Below are 12,755 nucleotides of genomic sequence, written 5' to 3' on the forward strand. Positions count from 1 at the left end.
GCGCGCCGACGACGACGGCGAGCGTAACGGGGGTTTGGCCACGCATTTACGCGTCGGCCGCAGGCGTCTCTTCGACCGCAGCTTCGGCTTCAGGAGCGACCGCTTCCGTCGCAGCGACTTCTTCAGCCGGGGCTTCAGCGACTTCCTCGGCGGCAGGCTCTTCGGCCACAACTTCTGGCTCCGGCTCAGGGGCGGCAGCCGCAGCGGCAGCAGCTTCGGCGGCGGCGTCCTCGGCTGCCTTCAGCTTCTCGGCGCGTTCCTCGGCGCGTTCGGTCGCCTTTTCACCGGGCTTGCCCTTGTTCGGGTTGTTGCGGGCGGGACGCTCCTTGACGCCCGTCGCGTCGAGGAAGCGCGCGACGCGATCGGTCGGCTGCGCGCCCATCTTCAGCCAATGCGCGGCGCGCTCGGTGTCGAGCTTGATCCGCTCGGGCGAATCCTTCGCGAGCAGCGGATTATAGGTGCCGATCTTCTCAATGAAGCGGCCATCGCGCGGGCTGCGGGCATCGGCGACGACGACCCGATAATAGGGACGCTTCTTGGAGCCGCCGCGCGACAAACGAATGCTGAGTGACATTAAACTTCCTTCTTTCTGATCATGTTATGAGGGGCCGAAGCCGTTACTTCTTCTTCTTGATGAAATTCTCAAAACCCGGCGGCATCTTCGGGCCGCCGAGGCCCGGCAGGCCGCCGCCCGCCTTGCCCATCATCTCGCCGAGATCGGGGCCGCCGAGCGCATTGCCGATGCCGCCCATGCCACCGCCCTTGCCGAGCATCGCCATCATGCCCTTCATGCCGCCCATTTTTCTGAACTTCTTCATGGCGCCGGCCATTTCCTGGTGCATCTTGAGCAGCTTGTTGACCTCCTGCACGGTGGTCCCGCTGCCCTTGGCAATGCGAATCTTGCGCTTGGCGTTGAGCAGTTCGGGCTTGGCCCGCTCCTTCGGCGTCATCGATCCGATCACGGCGTCCATATGGACGAGCGTCTTGTCATGGCCGCCACCTGCCATCGCCGCTTGCGCCTTCTTCATCCCCGGCATCATGCCGGCGAGCGCGCCGAGCCCGCCCATGCGCTGCATCTGCGCGAGCTGGCTGCGCAGGTCGTTCATGTCGAACTTCCCCTGCTCCAGCCGCTTCGCCATCCGCTCGGCGTCTTCGACCTGGATCGCCTCGGCAGCCTTTTCGACGAGGCTGACGACGTCGCCCATGCCGAGGATACGCCCGGCGACACGACCCGGATGAAACGCCTCGATCGCGTCCATCTTTTCGCCGGTGCCCGCGAACTTGATCGGCTTGCCGGTGACGGCGCGCATCGACAGTGCGGCACCGCCGCGCGCATCGCCGTCCATGCGGGTCAAAACCACACCGGTCAGCGGCACTTGCTCGCTGAAGTTCTGCGCGACGTTCACCGCGTCCTGACCCGTCAGCGAATCGACGACGAGCAGGATCTCGTGTGGGCGCGAAATATCGGCAATCGCCTGCATTTCGTCCATCAACGCCTGATCGACGTGCAGTCGACCGGCGGTGTCGAGCATCAGCACGTCATAGCCCTGAAGCTTGGCCGCCTGCATCGCGCGCTTGGCGATCTCGACCGGGCGTTGCCCTGCGACAATCGGGAGCGTGGCCACCTCGGTCTGCTTGCCGAGCGTGGCGAGCTGTTCCTGTGCAGCGGGGCGGTTGACGTCGAGCGACGCCATCAACACTTTCTTGCCGTCGCGCTTCGCCAGCCGCTTGGCCAGCTTGGCCGTTGTCGTGGTCTTACCCGAGCCCTGGAGGCCGACCATCATGATGACGGCAGGCGGCGTCACGCCGAGTTCGAGCGTCGCCTCGCCGCCGCCCAGCATTTCGGTGAGCGCGTCGTTGACGATTTTGACGACCTGCTGCCCCGGCGTGACCGAGCGCAGCACGCTCTGGCCAACCGCTTGCTCGGTCACCTTGTCGACGAAATCGCGTGCGACCGGCAGCGCGACGTCAGCCTCAAGCAGCGCCACACGCACTTCGCGCATGGCCGCGCGCACGTCGGCCTCGGTCAGCGCACCGCGCCCCCGGAGCCGATCGAACACGCCGCCAAGGCGTTCGCTGAGACTGTCGAACATCAAAAACTCCTCGTCGATCGTCGCCAAGCCGCTAAACGCAAAAACAGCTGGCGGACGAAACCTCGTCGGCCAGCTTTGCCCGTGGGCATGCTCATCGCGCGTTCCGGCAAGGAACGATCTGGGGCGCCTCTAACCCAATCGCCACTCTTTCGCAACCATGCGGCTTAACATCGTCTTGAGGGGTGATCCTGCATGGCTGGCAATGATGACAAGAGAGCGCGGACGGACGATGGCTGATCCAAGGCAGCAGGCACATTCTACGGTCGAAGTCGTGCATGACCGGCTGGGCGGCGCTATCACGGTCGCAGCAATTCTGGTCTTCGTGGCGACCGGTAGCGCGGTGCTGTCGACCAGCCTCGGGCGGCTGGCCGGCGGCGGCTCGCCGATCGACCGCGTGCTGCTGATCGCGCTGCTGCTCAATGTCGCGCTGATCCTGTTTGGCTGGCGCCGCCACGCCGCGTTGCGCGACGCCGCGATGCGCCAGAGCAACGCCAATATGCGCGCGGCCCAACTCGCTTCCACCGACCCGCTGACCGGTTTCCTCAATCGCCGGGCGCTGATCGAGGAAGGCGGCGCAATGATCGCGCAGGCCAATCGCCGCCACAAGGTTGTCGCGCTGATGCTGCTCGACCTCGACCATTTCAAGCGCGTCAATGATATGTACGGCCACGGCATCGGCGATGGGCTGTTGCGGCAGATTGCGGACGAGATTGCGGCGGCAATGCCCTCGGTCGCGCTTGCCGCGCGGCTTGATGGCGACGAATTTGGGTGCGCCTTCCTGTTCGATCCTTCGGTGCCGCAGACCGTCGACCGTGTCGCCGAAAGCCTGATGTCGCGCATGGCACGACCGTTCATCGTCGACGCGCTCGAGCTCCATGTCACCGCCTCGATCGGCATCGCGCGCACCGATGTCGACAGCCCGAGCATCGATGCGCTGATGCGCAGCGCCGACATTGCGATGCACGCCGCCAAGCAGGGCGGGCGGCGCCAATATGTCTGGTTCGACGCTTCGATGGAACGCGAGCTGCGCGAACGCAACCAAGTCGAAGTCGGGCTGCGCACCGCGATTCCGCAGCATCAGATCATTCCCTATTTCGATCAGCAGGTCGAGCTGGCGACCGGCAAGCTGGTCGGGTTCGAAGTGCTCGCGCGTTGGGACCATCCGACGCGCGGCCTGCTCGCGCCCGACGCGTTCCTGGCCATCGCGACCGAGGCCGGGCTGGTCAATGAGCTGTCCTTTTCGGTGATGCGTCAGGCCTTTGCGCAAGCGCTCGACTGGGATCCGTCGCTGTCGCTCTCGGTCAATCTGGCGCCTGCGCAAATGAAAGACGCGTGGCTCGCGCAAAAACTGATCAAGCTGCTGACCGAAACCGGATTTCCAGCCGCGCGGCTTGAGATCGAGATCACCGAAGCCGCGATGTTCGATGACCTGCCCCTCGCCCAGTCGACCGTCGCCAGCCTGAAGAATCAGGGCATCCGCGTGTCGCTCGACGATTTCGGGACGGGCTATTCGTCGCTCGCGCATCTGCGCGCACTGCCGTTCGACCAGCTCAAGATCGACCGCAGCTTCATTGCCTCGATCAACGACAATGCCGAAAGCGCCGCGATTGTCACCGCCATCACGCGGCTCGGCGATAGTTTGAGCCTCGCGATCACGGCTGAAGGGATTGAAGACGCCGCAACCGAGGCCCGCGTGCGGGCGCTCGGCTGCGCACGGGGTCAGGGGTATCTTTACGGTCGGCCGATGACGGCCGCCAAGACGCGCTCGCTGCTCGCCGAGCGCCGCCTGCTGCGTCCCGCGGCTCAAAGCGCAGCGCCCGCACAGGGAGAAGGCGTCCGGCGCGCGGGCTGAGGTGGACTTGGGCTTAGCCCGCGCCTAGATCGTCGCCAATGTTGTCTGAGACACTTGCACCCGAGCCGATCGTCATCAGTCTCGGCTGCCGCCTTAATCTCGCCGAGAGCGAAACGATCCGCGCGATTAACGCCGGACGTGCGCTTGTCGTGGTCAACAGCTGTGCCGTCACCAACACCGCCGTCGCCGAAACCCGCGCGGCAATCCGCAAGGCGCGGCGCGCGCATCCCGGCACCGAGATTGCCGTCACCGGCTGCGCGGCACAGATCGATCCGATCGGCTTTGCCGCGATGCCCGAAGTCGACCGCGTGATCGGTAATGCCGAAAAGCTGCTCCCCGAGGCTTGGGCGTCGACAGCGCCGGTGCAGGTGCAGGACATCATGGCGGTACGCGCCACCGCGCCGCATCTCGCCGCGAGCTTTGCCGATCATGTCCGCGCCTTCGTCGAGGTGCAAAATGGTTGCGACCACCGCTGCACCTTCTGCGCAATCCCCTTCGGGCGCGGCAACAGCCGCTCGGTCCCGGCAGGTGCGGTGATCGACCGGATCGCGGCGCTCGTCGATGCCGGGCACCGCGAAGTCGTGCTAACGGGCGTTGATCTCACCAGCTATGGCCCCGATCTGCCGGGCGCGCCCACCCTCGCCACGTTGATCGAACGCATCCTGCGGCATGTACCGAAGCTCGAACGACTGCGGCTGTCGTCGCTCGATTCGATCGAGATTGACGAACGACTGTTCGAGCTGGTGACCGGTGAGGCGCGGATCATGCCGCACTTGCATCTGTCGCTCCAGGCCGGCGACGACATGATCCTGAAGCGCATGAAGCGTCGCCACGCGCGCGTCGACGCCGTGCGGATCGTCGAGCGGCTGAAGGCGCGGCGCCCCGACATCGCGATCGGTGCCGATCTGATCGCGGGCTTCCCGACCGAGGACGACGCGATGTTCGCGAATACGCGCGCGCTGATCGACGATTGCGACATCGTCCACGCGCATATCTTCCCCTATTCGCCGCGCGCGGGAACGCCTGCTGCCCGGATGCCGCAGGTGGCGGCTGAAGTCCGCAAAGCACGAGCTGCCGAGCTGCGGAGCGCCGCCGCCGATCGTCGCGCAGGCTGGCTCGCCACGCTCGTTGGCACAACGCAGCAAGTGCTCGTCGAGCGCCCCGGCACGCGCGGGCATGCCGGAAACTTTGCCGATGTTGCCCTACCCCCTCATGCCGTTCGTGCTGAGCTTGTCGAAGCACCGTTTTTCTTTTCCAACGCCTCGCAGAAGAAGGACAGTGCTTCGACAAGCTCAGCACAAACGGGTTTGGTGGGTCAGATCGTGGAAGTAAGCATCACTGGCGTCGCCGATGGCCGCCTCCTCGCCGGTCCAGCGCTGGAGCGCGCCGCATGAGCAGTTGGCACGAAAAGCTCCTCGGCGGGTTCAAACGCACCTCGGACCGGCTGATCGGCAGCCTCACGGGCCTCGGCACGGGACCACTCGACACCGCGACGCTCGACGATATCGAGGAAGCGCTGATCGCCTCGGACCTCGGCCCCGGCACGGCGGCGCGCATCCGCAACCGGCTCGCGACCGGTACCTTTGAGCGCAATCTCGAAGAACTCGGCATTCGCCTGATCGTTGCCGAGGAAATCGAAAAGGTGCTCGAACCCGTCGCGCGGCCGATCGAGATCAGCGCCTTCCCGCGCCCGCATGTCATTCTTGTCATCGGCGTCAATGGCTCGGGCAAGACGACGACGATCGCCAAGCTCGCGCATCTGTTCACCGAACAGGACTATGGCGTCATGCTCGCGGCGGGCGACACCTTTCGCGCCGCCGCGATCGGCCAGCTCGCGACCTGGGCCGAGCGCGTCGGCGTGCCGATCGTGCGCGGTCCCGAAGGCGGTGACGCGGCCGGCATCGTTTTCGATGCGGTCAAGCAGGCGACCGCACAAGGGATCGACGCACTGATCGTCGACACCGCCGGGCGCCTCCAGAACAAGCGCGAGCTGATGGACGAGCTGGCCAAGATCAAGCGCATGCTCGGCAAGATCGACCCCGCCTCGCCCCATGACGTCATCCTCGTGCTTGATGCCACGACCGGGCAAAACGCCCTCACCCAGATCGAGGTCTTCAAGGAAGTCGCTGGCGTCACCGGCCTCGTCATGACCAAGCTCGATGGCACCGCGCGCGGCGGGGTGCTCGTCGCGGCGGCGGAGAAATTCGGGCTGCCGATCCACGCCATCGGTATCGGCGAAGGCGTCGGCGATCTGCGCCCCTTCGACGCGCGCGAAGTCGCGCGGATCATCGCCGGCATCGACAGGCCCAGCAAATGACCGACACCAAGCTCCGCCCCCAGCCCGGTCTCACCATGGCGCTCGACTACGGACCGCTGGTCGTGTTCTTTCTCGCCTACAAGTTTACCGATGTTTTTGTGGGCACGCTGATCTTCATGGCTGCGGTGACCGCCGCCGTGATCATCTCGAAGCTGCTCCTCGGCCGGGTGTCGCCGATGCTGTGGCTGTCAGCAATTCTCGTCGTCGGCTTTGGCGGGCTGACCCTTTACCTGCACGACGAACGCTTCATCCAGATCAAGCCGACGGTGATTTATGGCCTGCTCTCGGCGCTTCTGTTCGCCGGCGTGCTGACCGGTCGGCCGCTGCTCAAATATCTGCTCGAAGCGGCCTATGAGGGCCTGAGCGAACGCGGCTGGATGCTGCTGAGCCGCAACTGGGCCTTCTGGTTCGCGGCGATGGCGGTGGCCAATGAAGTGCTGCGCGCGACGCTCAGCTTCGATGCGTGGCTAACCGCCAAGGTATGGGGCGTGACGATCGCGACCTTGGTGTTCGGCGCGGCCAATGTGCCGATGCTGATGAAGCACGGGCTCGGCGACGATCCGGCCCCCATCCCGCCCGAAGGGTAAGGGCCCCGCCAAACCGGCGAGGCCCCCCATATTCAACCCTGATCGGCGCGCGCGATACCTTCGCCGTCGAGGTTTTGCGCGGCAAATTCCCAGTTCAGGATCTTGCCGGTCACCGCTTCGAGATAGCCCGGACGCGCATTGCGGTAATCAATGTAATAGGCGTGCTCCCACACATCGATCGTCAGCAGTGGCGTCATGCCGTCATAGGCGACCGGCGTGTCGGCATCGTGCAGCGACGTGACCTTCAGCTTGCCGCCGTCGAGCACGAGCCAGCCCCAGCCGCTGGCGAAATGGTTGGTCGATTCGGCGACGAGTGCCTTCACCAGCTCCTCGGTCGAGCCGAATTCGTCGGTGATCATCTCGGCGAGCTTGCCGCTCGGCGCTGCATAATTCGGCGTCAGCGAATGCCAGAAGAAGGTGTGGTTCCAGATCTGCGCCGAATTGTTGAACAGGCCCTTTTCGCCCTTTTTCTTGGCATGGCGGATTACGTCGGTCAGCTTGGCGCCTTCCAAGCCGTGCGCCGCGAGCATGCCGTTGGTCTTGTCGACATAGGCCTTGTGATGCTTGCCATGATGGAAATCGAAGGTCTCTGCCGACATCGTCGGCGCAAGCGCGTCCTTGGCATAGGGCAGCGGGGGCAGTTCAAAGGCCATGCGGTTTCTCCTGTGGTGGATGCGGGTGAAATGGCTGAACGAATGACGCGCCCCAATTGGTCCCGCCGCTCGTCTTGCGCAAGCCGTTAGCTGCCGCCGGCCAGCAAAGCGTGGCGGCGCAGTGCATGCCGGAGCTGGTCATAGGACAGCCCGAGCGCCTCGGCGGTCGAGCGCTGATTGAAACGATGTTCGGCGAGCGCGCTGGCGAGCAGCCGTCGCTCATAGCGCGCGACTGAGGTCTTGAAGTCGGCAGGGCCTTCCTCGGCCGACGCAGCCAGGGGTGATGGCGCCGCTTCTGGCGAGGCGGTGGCAGCGGCCTCTGACGCCTGCGGGCGATAGGGCGAATCGAACGGATCGAACTGAATCGCGTCGATCGGGCCGACTTGTTCCCAGCGGTACACCGCGCGTTCGACGACGTTGCGCAATTCGCGCACATTACCCGGCCAGCGATAGTCGATCAGCGTGTCGACCGCCGCTGGTGTGAACCCCGGCCAGTCCTCCCACCCCATTTCCGATGCCATTCGGCGACCGAAGTGCTCGGCGAGCACCATGATATCGGCGGTCCGTGCGCGCAGTGGCGGTAACGTCACGACTTCAAACGACAGCCGGTCGAGCAAGTCAGCGCGAAATTCGTGGCGCTCAACCTTGGCGGGCAGATGCTCGTTGGTGGCGGCGACAATGCGCACATTCACACGCACGGGCCGCGACGCGCCGATCCGCGTGACTTCGCCATATTCGACCGCGCGCAGCAACCGCTCCTGCGCAGCCATCGACAGCGTCCCAAGCTCGTCGAGGAACAACGTGCCTTGGTGCGCTTCCTCAAACCTTCCCTGCCGCGCCTTGGTGGCGCCGGTGAAGGCGCCCGCTTCATGCCCGAACAGCTCGGCTTCGATCAGCGTTTCGGGCAGTGCTGCACAGTTCATGATGATGAGCGGTTGGTCCCAGCGCGGCGACAGGCGGTGGAGGCGCTCGGCGACCAGTTCCTTGCCCGTCCCACGCTCGCCGATCACCAGCACCGGGCGGTCGAGCGCAGCGGCCCGGCTCGCACGTTCGAGCGCGTCGAGAAACACGCTCGATTGACCGATGACCTGAGTCTGGCGTTCCATGCCGACTGATTGGTGCAAAGTACCAAGTGTTGGCAAGGGTAATCTCGCTCGACCAACCGCTCGCACGCCGGGAGGGCTGGAAATCAGCCATTTTCGAAACTGGCACGGTAGCTGCAAAGCTTGAGACAACTGCCCAACCGCAGATCAACCAATCTCAGGGAGACCCGATATGAACACCTACCAGAACAACAACCCAGCCCGCACGCTGACCGCCCTCGCTTTCACGCTGATCGCCGGTTCGGTCCTGATGTTCGGGGCACTCAGCCCCGCGCATGTGCAGGCCGCACAAGCCCCCACCACCGTTTCCGCCGCCTGACCCCCAAAGGGCGGCAGAACGCCGGGGCAGCACGCCCCTAGCTGCCCCGGCCCCAGATTTTCAGTTTAACCAGGAGTATTGAGATGGGCATCTTCTCACGAACCCGCGACATCATCGCCGCCAATGTTACCGATCTGCTCGACAAGGCCGAGGACCCCGCGAAGATGATCCGCATGATCATCCTCGAGATGGAGGAAACTTTGGTCGAAGTCCGCGCCTCTGCCGCGCGCACGATCGCCGACCAGAAGGAAATGCGCCGTCACATCACCAAGCTCGACTCGCTCCACGAAAGCTGGACCGAAAAGGCCGAGTTGGCGCTGTCGAAGGATCGTGAGGATCTCGCCAAGGCGGCTTTGGTCGAACGCCAGAAAGCTTCGGACATGTCCGAACAGCTGAAGGCCGAGATTGCGGTGCTCGACGATGCGCTGCGCGCTTCGGAAGAAGATATCACCAAGCTGCAGAACAAGCTGCGCGAAGCGCGCACGCGGCAGAACTCGATCTTCACTCGGCTCGAAACCGCCAACAATCGCGTCAAGATGCGCGAAGTCTATGCCGGCTCCAAGATGCAGGATGCCTTTTCGCGCTTCGACGTGATGGAGCGCCGCGCTGATCTCGCCGAGGGCCGCGCCGATGCGATGGGTCTGGGTGGCGTGCCCAAGACGCTTGAGGAGGAAATTGCCGAGCTGAAGGCCAGCGAGAAGGTCGACGCCGATCTCGCCGCGCTGAAGGCCCGCATCGGCAAGGACAGCTGAGATGGCTGGCGAATTTCTTGTCCCGATCGTCGTCGTCGGCATGCTCTTCATCGGGCTGCCCTGGATCGTCCTGCACTATGTCACCAAGTGGCGGCAGGCGCCCAAGATCACCGACGAAGACGAAAAGCTGCTCGACGAACTTTATCTGCTCGCCCGGCGTCTCGACGACCGGCTGGGCACGATCGAACGGATCGTCGCTGCCGACCACCCCGACTGGCGCCCGAGCACACCGCTTTCGGAAATGCCGGCCTATGACGTCACACGGAGGAACTGAGCCATGAGCGCCAGCCGCACCAAATTCTATCTCGACAAGCAGAATGGCAAGGTCTTCGGCGTCTGCGCCGGGATCGCCGACTATACCGGCATCGATGTGCTGCTGGTCCGCATCGGCACCGTCATCCTCACCTTCGCCACCGGATGGGCGCTGCTCGTGTATCTCGTCATTGCCTGGGCCGCCAACAACAAGCCCTATGGTCTGTACGAGGACGCCGCCGACGCCAAATTCTGGCAGGGCGTGCGCACCAATCCGAAGCGCTCGACTGCCGAAGTGCGCTCGAAGTTCCGCGATATCGATCGTCGCCTGGCCGACATCGAAATGGTCTACACCAGCCGCAACCAGCGCCTGGCCGACGAAATCGACCGGCTGCGCTAGGGCGCAGCCGAGAGGGAGGGTAAAATGAGCAACGGACAATTCTTCGTCCTGGCGATCATCGGTATGTCGACGCTGGGCTGGATGTTCACGAGCTGGGTCCGCGCCAAGCACGGCTATCCGGTCGAGAATGAATGGGGCGGCAGCACCGCCAAGGGCTATGATGGCCTCGACGAGGACTATCCCAATGCCGTCCGCAAGATCCAGCTGCTGACGACCGAAAACGAGACGCTGATCGGCCGCATCAGCCGGCTGGAAGAGCGGATCGCCGTGCTCGAACGGATCGCCACCGATCCCGCCGAGCGCACCGCCCGCGAAATCGACGCTCTGCGCTGACCAGAACCAGAATAGGAAAATTGCGATGATCAGCCCCATTCTCATTCCGATCCTCGGCATTTGCTGCGGTCTGCTGGCGATTTTCGGCGGTGTGGTGGTTCGACCCTGGCTGCGCTTTCAGGAGCGCAAAATGGAGCTCGACGCCGATCTCTTCCGAAGCCGTGCAGCGATCGACGCGGCCCGCCACGAACGGCTTGAACAGCGGGTGGCCGTCCTCGAACGGATCATCACCGATCGTGGCATGGGCGTCGCCGAAGAAATCGAACGGCTGCGCGACAAGCCGCTCAACTAAACCCTGCGGGCCGAGCGTCCGCATTTAAGGAGCCTGTGACATGCAATGGGCAGAAATGGTCGTGGCGATCGTGCTGATCGTCACCATCGGGAAGGTGTTGCGCTCACGCTATCGGCAAATGCCCGACCGCGTCGAGCCGACCGAAACGCTGGAGGCCGCCCGCCTCCGCGACGAAGTACGGACCTTGAAAGAACGTATCGCCGTCCTCGAACGTCTCGCCACCGACGACAACAGCAACAGTGTCCGTCTCGACCGTGAGATCGAGCGGCTACGCGACCGGAGTTGATCGCCATGACCGATCCAACGATGTACGTAACGCTTTCCGCCGCCGCGCTCGCCGGGCTCGGCATGGTCACCTTCGCGGGACTGGCCGGCTGGCGCGGCTGGCTCGCACTCAAGCAGCAGGAACTGGTGCAGATCGGCGATGCCGATCGTGCCCCTACCCTGCCCAATGCCAGCGCCCGGATCGAGATCGCGGACCTGAAGGAACGCATCCGCAAGCTCGAAGCAATCGCCGCCGGGGTGGACCTTTGAGGGCCACCCGGCTAGCGGGCCAGCCATGGCCAAGCTTGACGATCTGTTTGACGAATACTCCTTTCTCGACCCCGACGACCGTTATCGGTTGCTGATCGATCTCGGTCGCGGGCTTGAGGAGATGCCCGACGCTCTCAAGACCGATGCGACATTGGTGCGCGGATGTTCGGCATCGGTGTGGGTCTATCCGATGCGGCGCGATGACGGGACGCTGCATTTCCTCGCCGACAGCAATGCCGCGATCACCAAGGGCATCATCGCGCTGGTATTGATGACGGTGCAGGACGATAGCCCGGATGCGATCACGGCGACCGATATCGAGGCAGCGCTCGCACCCTTCGATCTGAAGGCCCAGCTCAGCTCGAACCGGACGCAGGGTATTCCGAACATGATCGCGCTGATCCGCGAAACCGCCGCGCGTTACTCGACCGCCTGAGGCCCGACGCCGAGGTCCGCCGTCACAGTTGCGAGATCAGCGCCCTTGGCCACAAGCCGCCAGCGCGACGGATGGGCAGCATTGACCACCGTCACGGCACCGCGCGGGCAGACGCCGAGGCATTTGACTTCGACCACGCCGATGCGCGCCTTGCGAAACCGCTTGACACCGAGATAGGCCTTCAGTGCCTTGGCCAGCCGCTGCTTGCCCTTTTTGCCGAAGCCGCCTTCAAGCCGCTTCGAACATTTCGCGCAAACCAGGATCGCCGTTTCCCAGTCGGCTTTGACCAATTTGGTCAATCGGGCTTCCACTGCCGATTTTCTTCGGCCACGCGCAGCACGTCATAGGCGGCCTGAATCGCCTGAAAGCGCGTTGCGGCGTCGGCATCGCCGGGGCGGACATCGGGGTGATTGGCCTTGGCGAGCCGCCGCCACGCCGCGCGTACCGCCTCAAAATCGCTGTCGGGCTCGAGTTCGAGCACATCGAGCGCACGCATCTCGTCGCGTGACCGGCTGCCGTCGCCGGGGCCTGCCCAGCCATAATGCTTGGCCTCGGCAAAGCCATCGGCAGCACGCGTTTCTTCGGCTTCGCGCGCGGCGGCTTCCTCGGCGCTCAACCCTTCGAAATAATTCCACCCCGAGTTATATTCGGCGGCGTGTGGCTCGCAAAAATACCAGCGTTCGGGGCTGTTGGGCGATTTGGGCGCCGGGCAGCGCCCGGGCTCCTTGCAGCCATGCCGGTCGCACAGCCGCACCTCGACGGCCTCGCGCGACGATCCATAGCCGCGCCAGCGGGGAAATCCCCAATCAACCGATCGTCCATTGCGTGCCAT

19 protein-coding genes are annotated in these 12,755 nt (G+C 64.4%); 13 read left to right on the forward strand and 6 right to left on the reverse strand.

Features of this window, described 5'->3' with window-relative positions; translation table 11 throughout:
• Positions 1–46: 46 nt before the first annotated feature.
• Together rpsP and ffh are read right to left on the reverse strand one after the other, a co-directional pair.
• The gene (gene rpsP, locus K2W81_RS03230; RefSeq protein WP_294101256.1) at positions 47–574 is read right to left on the reverse strand and encodes a 30S ribosomal protein S16; all 528 of its coding nucleotides are present in this window, start codon (positions 572–574) and stop codon (positions 47–49) included.
• A 43-nt stretch (positions 575–617) separates the two neighbouring features.
• On the reverse strand, positions 618–2,093 hold the full coding sequence (ffh, locus tag K2W81_RS03235) for a signal recognition particle protein (protein WP_294101259.1): 1,476 nt from the start codon (positions 2,091–2,093) through the stop codon (positions 618–620).
• Between the two features lie 229 nt (positions 2,094–2,322).
• Here ffh and K2W81_RS03240 point away from each other — a divergent pair, with 229 nt between their 5' ends.
• From K2W81_RS03240 to ispZ, 4 genes are read left to right on the forward strand one after another with little or no spacing between them, the layout of a single operon-like run.
• Positions 2,323–3,945 (forward strand): EAL domain-containing protein, encoded by a 1,623-nt coding sequence (locus tag K2W81_RS03240; RefSeq protein WP_294101265.1) that lies wholly within the window; start codon positions 2,323–2,325, stop codon positions 3,943–3,945.
• A gap of 41 nt (positions 3,946–3,986) precedes the next feature.
• A complete protein-coding gene (gene mtaB / locus K2W81_RS03245; protein ID WP_294101267.1) occupies positions 3,987–5,339 on the forward strand; it encodes a tRNA (N(6)-L-threonylcarbamoyladenosine(37)-C(2))-methylthiotransferase MtaB in 1,353 nt (450 codons plus the stop codon).
• Positions 5,336–6,262 (forward strand): signal recognition particle-docking protein FtsY, encoded by a 927-nt coding sequence (gene ftsY, locus K2W81_RS03250; protein WP_294101270.1) that lies wholly within the window; start codon positions 5,336–5,338, stop codon positions 6,260–6,262. The genes mtaB and ftsY overlap by 4 nt, the downstream gene beginning before the upstream one ends.
• Positions 6,259–6,849, forward strand: coding sequence for a septation protein IspZ (ispZ, locus tag K2W81_RS03255; RefSeq protein WP_294101272.1), 591 nt, complete (start codon positions 6,259–6,261; stop codon positions 6,847–6,849). Before ftsY ends, ispZ begins: the two co-directional genes overlap by 4 nt.
• A 32-nt stretch (positions 6,850–6,881) precedes the next feature.
• On the opposite strand, the gene K2W81_RS03260 is transcribed toward ispZ, so the two are convergent.
• Together K2W81_RS03260 and pspF are read right to left on the reverse strand one after the other, a co-directional pair.
• Positions 6,882–7,502, reverse strand: coding sequence for a superoxide dismutase (locus K2W81_RS03260; protein ID WP_294101274.1), 621 nt, complete (start codon positions 7,500–7,502; stop codon positions 6,882–6,884).
• A gap of 86 nt (positions 7,503–7,588) precedes the next feature.
• Positions 7,589–8,608 (reverse strand): phage shock protein operon transcriptional activator, encoded by a 1,020-nt coding sequence (gene pspF / locus K2W81_RS03265; RefSeq protein ID WP_294101277.1) that lies wholly within the window; start codon positions 8,606–8,608, stop codon positions 7,589–7,591.
• A 169-nt stretch (positions 8,609–8,777) separates the two neighbouring features.
• Between pspF and K2W81_RS03270 the strand changes: the two genes are divergently transcribed.
• The 9 genes from K2W81_RS03270 (at position 8,778) to K2W81_RS03310 (ending at position 11,923) form a co-directional block, all read left to right on the forward strand.
• Positions 8,778–8,924: a hypothetical protein gene (locus K2W81_RS03270; RefSeq protein ID WP_294101280.1), complete on the forward strand. Its 147-nt coding sequence runs from the start codon at positions 8,778–8,780 to the stop codon at positions 8,922–8,924.
• Between the two features lie 83 nt (positions 8,925–9,007).
• Positions 9,008–9,676, forward strand: a complete 669-nt coding sequence (gene pspA, locus K2W81_RS03275) for a phage shock protein PspA (protein WP_294101283.1) — start codon at positions 9,008–9,010, stop codon at positions 9,674–9,676.
• 1 nt (position 9,677) lies between these two features.
• Entirely contained in the window at positions 9,678–9,950 is a 273-nt protein-coding gene (pspB, locus tag K2W81_RS03280) for an envelope stress response membrane protein PspB (protein ID WP_294101285.1), read from the forward strand.
• A 3-nt stretch (positions 9,951–9,953) separates the two neighbouring features.
• Positions 9,954–10,328 carry an envelope stress response membrane protein PspC gene (gene pspC / locus K2W81_RS03285; protein WP_294101288.1) on the forward strand — a complete coding sequence of 125 codons (375 nt, stop codon included), beginning with the start codon at positions 9,954–9,956 and terminating at the stop codon, positions 10,326–10,328.
• A gap of 24 nt (positions 10,329–10,352) precedes the next feature.
• Entirely contained in the window at positions 10,353–10,661 is a 309-nt protein-coding gene (locus K2W81_RS03290) for a hypothetical protein (protein ID WP_294101290.1), read from the forward strand.
• 25 nt (positions 10,662–10,686) lie between these two features.
• Complete coding sequence (locus K2W81_RS03295) at positions 10,687–10,953, forward strand: hypothetical protein (RefSeq protein WP_294101293.1); 267 nt, start codon at positions 10,687–10,689, stop codon at positions 10,951–10,953.
• A 40-nt stretch (positions 10,954–10,993) separates the two neighbouring features.
• Positions 10,994–11,239 carry a hypothetical protein gene (locus tag K2W81_RS03300; RefSeq protein ID WP_294101296.1) on the forward strand — a complete coding sequence of 82 codons (246 nt, stop codon included), beginning with the start codon at positions 10,994–10,996 and terminating at the stop codon, positions 11,237–11,239.
• A gap of 5 nt (positions 11,240–11,244) precedes the next feature.
• A complete protein-coding gene (locus tag K2W81_RS03305; protein ID WP_294101298.1) occupies positions 11,245–11,487 on the forward strand; it encodes a hypothetical protein in 243 nt (80 codons plus the stop codon).
• A gap of 25 nt (positions 11,488–11,512) precedes the next feature.
• Complete coding sequence (locus tag K2W81_RS03310) at positions 11,513–11,923, forward strand: SufE family protein (protein ID WP_294101301.1); 411 nt, start codon at positions 11,513–11,515, stop codon at positions 11,921–11,923.
• On the opposite strand, the gene K2W81_RS03315 is transcribed toward K2W81_RS03310, so the two are convergent.
• Together K2W81_RS03315 and K2W81_RS03320 are read right to left on the reverse strand one after the other, a co-directional pair.
• On the reverse strand, positions 11,908–12,222 hold the full coding sequence (locus tag K2W81_RS03315) for a (2Fe-2S) ferredoxin domain-containing protein (RefSeq protein ID WP_294101304.1): 315 nt from the start codon (positions 12,220–12,222) through the stop codon (positions 11,908–11,910). The genes K2W81_RS03310 and K2W81_RS03315 overlap by 16 nt on opposite strands.
• Positions 12,219–12,755, reverse strand: a complete 537-nt coding sequence (locus K2W81_RS03320; RefSeq protein ID WP_294101307.1) for a J domain-containing protein — start codon at positions 12,753–12,755, stop codon at positions 12,219–12,221. Before K2W81_RS03320 ends, K2W81_RS03315 begins: the two co-directional genes overlap by 4 nt.

Source organism: Sphingomonas sp., from assembly GCF_019749955.1.
Lineage (GTDB): Bacteria > Pseudomonadota > Alphaproteobacteria > Sphingomonadales > Sphingomonadaceae > Sphingomonas.